General features: G+C 63.0%; 4 protein-coding genes. All 4 read left to right on the forward strand.

All coding sequences use genetic code 11. The features are described from left to right. Positions 1 to 458 precede the first annotated feature (458 nt). Positions 459 to 905, forward strand: coding sequence for a hypothetical protein (locus tag VNZ93_RS00495; protein WP_325698506.1), 447 nt, complete (start codon positions 459 to 461; stop codon positions 903 to 905). Between the two features lie 83 nt (positions 906 to 988). Then, positions 989 to 2,815 (forward strand): B12-binding domain-containing radical SAM protein, encoded by a 1,827-nt coding sequence (locus VNZ93_RS00500; RefSeq protein WP_325698509.1) that lies wholly within the window; start codon positions 989 to 991, stop codon positions 2,813 to 2,815. Between the two features lie 48 nt (positions 2,816 to 2,863). Beyond that, a complete protein-coding gene (locus VNZ93_RS00505; protein ID WP_325698512.1) occupies positions 2,864 to 4,066 on the forward strand; it encodes a CoA transferase in 1,203 nt (400 codons plus the stop codon). A 107-nt stretch (positions 4,067 to 4,173) separates the two neighbouring features. Next, positions 4,174 to 5,070: hypothetical protein (locus tag VNZ93_RS00510; protein WP_325698516.1), on the forward strand; the 897-nt coding region annotated here is incomplete at its 3' end.

Below are 5,070 nucleotides of genomic sequence, written 5' to 3' on the forward strand. Positions count from 1 at the left end.
CCGATGTCTGTGAGCAGCCCGAGCGCGCCCACGACGAGGAAGCGCGCCGGGCGGGGCAGCCGCTCGGCAAGGGCGCGCACGACATAGTGCTCCGCCTCGCCGGCCGAGGCGGGGCTTCGCGCGTCGCGTAACGAAATGGACTTGCCGTGCATCCCAACGCCGTCCCGATTGTGACCGCCGATACATCGCCGACAGTGCTTCCCCGGGAGTATCCATCGCAGATCGGAGTTAAGACGGGCCTTATCCGGAGCCGGAAATGCAGACTTTTTGGCTACGGTTAAGCAATTCGGAAAAGGCCGGACAACCACCTTCGCGAATCTCAGCGCCGATGCGAAACTCGGGCGCGCGGGGGCGATGCACCGCGCGATGGTGAGCTATCTCGGCGACAGCGCCAGGCCGGAACAGCCTTATCCGGGCTATGGGGGTGCGTTCGTGATTGTTGGAGAGGGTGTCAGACAGTGACGGAAGCGACGAGGATGTGGCTGCGGTCGATCTGTTTCGCGATTGCGGCGGCGACTCTTGCCGTGACGCAGACCGCGGCGCAGCCGAACCTCGCGACCGACATGAAACTGGAGGATGCCGGCTTCAAGATGCGTGAAGCCAACACGCCGGAGAAGATGGCGCGTCTCAACTCCATCCCGCCGCGCAAATTCGTGCCGCACCGGAAGAGCGGCCAGCGCTACTACGTCTATGCCGACCCGCAATGCCGATGCGCGTTCGTGGGCGACGAGAACGCGATGAAAACCTATCGCGACATGGTGGCGCCGCCTGGCAGAGGCTTTTTGCCCGGCGTCGGCGATATCGGGCGCGACACCGGCGGCATCAATCTCGAAAACGAGATGCAGACCGAGATGGACGACGAAAGCGGCACAAATTTCGACGACGTCTTCTATCCGGGCTTCTGACGGTAACGCGAAACCGGGCACTCCCTGCGCGGTTCCGTCAGGCCTTTCTCAAGGCGGCCGGCCTTGCAGTTCCGGTAAAATGCGTGTCCACTGTGCGAATGGGGGGATCGGCAGTCATTGCGAATGACCGCGAAACCACCGCAGCGGCCCGGCCGCCGGCGGCGATCGCGGCGCGACGCTTCAAGATCGTGCTGATCAAGCCCTCACACTACGATGCCGATGGTTACGTCATCCAGTGGTGGCGCTCGACCATTCCGTCCAACAGCCTCGCCAGCGTTTACGGCCTCCTGCGCGAATGCGCCGACGAATACGCGCTCGGCCCCGATGTCCAAATCGATATCGAGGCCTATGACGAATGCAACACCGTCATCGATACGAAACGGATCGTCCGCGACATCCGTAACGCGGGCGCCGGCTTTGTCGCCCTCGTCGGGGTGCAGTCGAACCAGTATCCGCGTGCGCTCGATCTGGCGCGGATTTTCCGTCAGCAGGACATCAAGGTTGCGATCGGCGGCTTCCATGTCAGCGGCGTGATCTCGATGTTGCCGAAGCTGACGCCGGAGTTGCAGGAGGCGCTCGATCTCGGCGTCGTGCTTTATGCGGGCGAAGCCGAAGGCCGCATGTCCGACTTCCTGCGCGACATGGCATCGGGACAAGCCAGGCCGATCTACAATCATCTGAAAGACTCGCCCGGCATGGAGGCGGCCACCTACCCGATCCTGCCGCGCGATGTCGTGACGCGCGTCGCCGGCCATTACGCAAGCTTCGATGCCGGACGGGGCTGCCCGTTCCAGTGCAGCTTCTGCACCATCATCAATGTGCAGGGCCGCAAGTCCCGCTACCGTACTGCCGACGATGTCGAAGGCATCGTGCGCGCCAATGCCAAGCAGAACATCACCCGCTTCTTCATCACCGACGATAATTACGCCCGCAACAAGAACTGGGAGCCGATCCTCGACCGGCTGATCGAGCTGCGCGAGAAGGAAGGCTTCAAGATCCGCCTTCTGCTGCAGGTCGACACGCTGTGTCACAAGATTCCGGGCTTCATCGAGAAGGCCGCGCGCGCGGGCTGCACCGCCGTCTTCATCGGGCTCGAGAACATCAATCCGCAATCACTGGCCGGTGCCAAGAAGCGGCAGAACAAGATCTGGGAATATCAGGAGATGTTCTTCGCCTGGCGCAAGGCCAAGGTGATGACCTTTGCCGGCTATATTCTCGGCTTTCCGACCGACACGCCGGAATCGATCGCGCACGACATTGAGATCATCAAGAAGGAATTGCCGGTCGATATCCTCGAATTTTTCTATCTGACGCCACTGCCCGGCTCGGAGGATCACAAGAACCTCCACATCAAGGGCATCCCGGTCGATCCCGATCTGAACAAATACGACCTCGAACACGCCTGTACCGCGCATCCGATCATGTCGAAGGAGACGTGGGAAGAGGTCTATCGCAGCGCCTGGACGCGCTATTACTCCGACGAGCATGTCGAGACGATCATGCGGCGCGCTGCCGCCACCGGCCTGAACAAGACCAAGGTGATCGACGGCATCACGCTGTTCTCTGGCGCATCGCGGATCGAAGGGGTCCACCCCCTGCAATTCGGATTCGTGCGGCGGAAAATCCGGACCCAGCGCCGTTACGGTATGCCGATCGTCAATCCGCTGATCTTCTATCCGTGGCGAGTCTACGACTTCACGAAAGTCGTCGTGAAATGGGTCGGCCTCGTGCGGAAGTATCGCAAGATCGTCAAGCGGGTTTATGCCGACCCGAATGCGCGTGACTATACCGACCACGCCATGGAGCCGCCGGGCGGGCACAACGCGCCGATGTCGGATTTCGTGAAGACCTATGCGGACAAGATCCCGCAGACCCACGGCGCGCCAGTGCGCGAGGCTGCAATCATCTAGCAAGCTTGCAGTTGCGGAGTGCTCAGGCCGCGCGATATTGCTGAGCGCATGACCGACCGCCCGCCCCCGACCGGCCCGCTCTCCGGCATCCGCATTCTCGATCTGACAAGCGTCATTCTCGGGCCTTACGCCACGCAGATCCTCGCGGATTTCGGCGCCGACGTGATCAAGGTCGAGGCGCCGTCAGGCGACATCATGCGCCATGTGGGCCCCATGCGGAGCAAGGGCATGGGCCACATCTATCTCAACCTCAATCGCAACAAGCGGTCGATCGCGCTCGACCTGAAGCAGGAGGCGTCACGCGATGCATTGCGCAAGCTCGCGGCGACGGCGGACGTATTCGTCACCAATGTGCGGCCGGCCGCGATGGCGCGGCTTGGATTGGGGTACGAAGACATCCGCGCGGTCAATCCCCGCATCGTCTATGCGAGCGCGACCGGTTTCGGCGCGCGCGGGCGATATGCCGGCAAGCCGGCCTATGACGATCTGATCCAGGGGCTTTCGGGAATTGCCGCGATCGCGCCGGACGCCTGGGGCGGCGAGCCCCGCTACATGCCGATCGCGATCGCCGACCGCACCACCGGCCTCTACCTTGCGAATGCAATATCGGCTGCGCTGTTTCATCGCGAGCGCACCGGCCAAGGCCAGGCGATCGAGATTCCGATGTTCGAGGTGTTCGTCGAGTATCTCCTCGGCGACCACCTGTCCGGCCTCACCTTCGATCCGCCGGAAGGCCCGCAATATTATCCGCGTCTCGTGTCGCCTCACCGCAAGCCTTACGCCACCAAGGACGGCTATGTCTGCGCACTGGTCTATACCGACACACACTGGAAGAGTTTCTTCAAGGCCATCGGGCGCGAGGACTTGCTGCAGGATCCGCGCTTTTCGACCCATGGCGGGCGAGCGGACAATATCGACGAGGTCTACGCCTTCGTCGCCGACACGCTGAAAACACGCACCACTGCAGACTGGGTCGCCCTGCTCGACGCCGCCGATATTCCGGTCGCGCCTCTGCACGACATCGCAAGCCTGTTCGATGATCCGCATCTGAAGGATGTCGGCTTCTTTCGCTGCGTGGACCATCCGACCGAGGGACGCCTGCGGATGACCGATGTTCCCGGCACATGGTCGCAATCGCAGCCGGCGGTTCGGACCCTGCCGCCCAATCTCGGCGAGCACACCGCGGAAGTTCTGCGCGAGGCGGGCTTGTCCGAGGACGAGATCGCGGCCGTTGCCAAGACTAAAGCCTGAGTGGGGACAAACCGCGCCGCTGTTGAACTCGTGATCCTGCTCCGCTTGCGGTGGTAACCCATTCACGGCCAAAATAGCCACGGGTTACCTGTGGGGGGAGTTGAGTAATGCGCGCGCGGACTTCTGCGTGTTTTGGTGCGGCCGCAACAGCGGCCATTTTTGCGGTCGCGACCGCGGCATTCGGAGCGGAAATCGAACGGCCCGCGACCTACAGCCCCGGCAAGATCCCGGGCATCGTCGCGTCCGCGCCCAACTACACCATCGCAAATCCCGTCCGCAGCGACGGCTTCCTGCGCGTCTACACCGTCCGCTCGTCTTATGGCGACTTCACCGTGGTGAGCGATGCGATGATGCAGATCCGCATGCGCGAACTCGCCGCGGTCGCCGAACTCGACAAGCTGACGGAGTCGACCGAGTTCAACAATGCGCTCGGCCAGGCCGGTCTTGCCCCGGTGAAGTTCGCCGGTGAGATGCTCGTCAACCCGGTCGAGGCATTGGGCAATACGCTGGCCGGCATCGGCAACCAGATCGGCCAGATCGGCTCCGGCATCCACAATGCGGGCAAATCGCAGGACCAGCCCCTGGGCGGTCTCGGTGCCGACCAGAAGCGCCGTGAGCTGGCCGCGAAGCTTGGTGTCGATCCTTATACCGATTACGCGCCATTGCAGGCGCGGCTGCAGAAGTTGTCACAGGCCGCGGCGGCCGGCGGGCTCGTGGTGTCAGGCGCAATGATGGCGATCCCCGGCGCGGTCGGCATCGTGGTCTCGAACGTCGGCACGTCGAGCCGCGTGAAGGATTCGCTGCGTGACCGCAGCGCCGCCCAGCTCATGGACATGAACCGCGAGAAGATGATGGCGATGGGGCTCGACCGCGGCACCGCCGACGCGCTGCTGCAGAACCGCAACTACACGCCGCTCGACATGACCTCGATGGTGTCGTCGCTTGAAGTCGTGCCGGTTCCCGGACGCGATGCCTTCCTGCGCCGTGCAGTCAGCGTACAGCGC

It is taken from the genome of Pseudorhodoplanes sp. (assembly GCF_035565795.1).
Lineage (GTDB): Bacteria > Pseudomonadota > Alphaproteobacteria > Rhizobiales > Xanthobacteraceae > Pseudorhodoplanes.

Excerpts from the sequence above, each read along its gene's own strand:
- VNZ93_RS00505 (WP_325698512.1), top strand. The coding sequence starts at position 2,864 with ATGACCGACCGCCCGCCCCCGACCGGCCCGCTCTCCGGCATCCGCATT.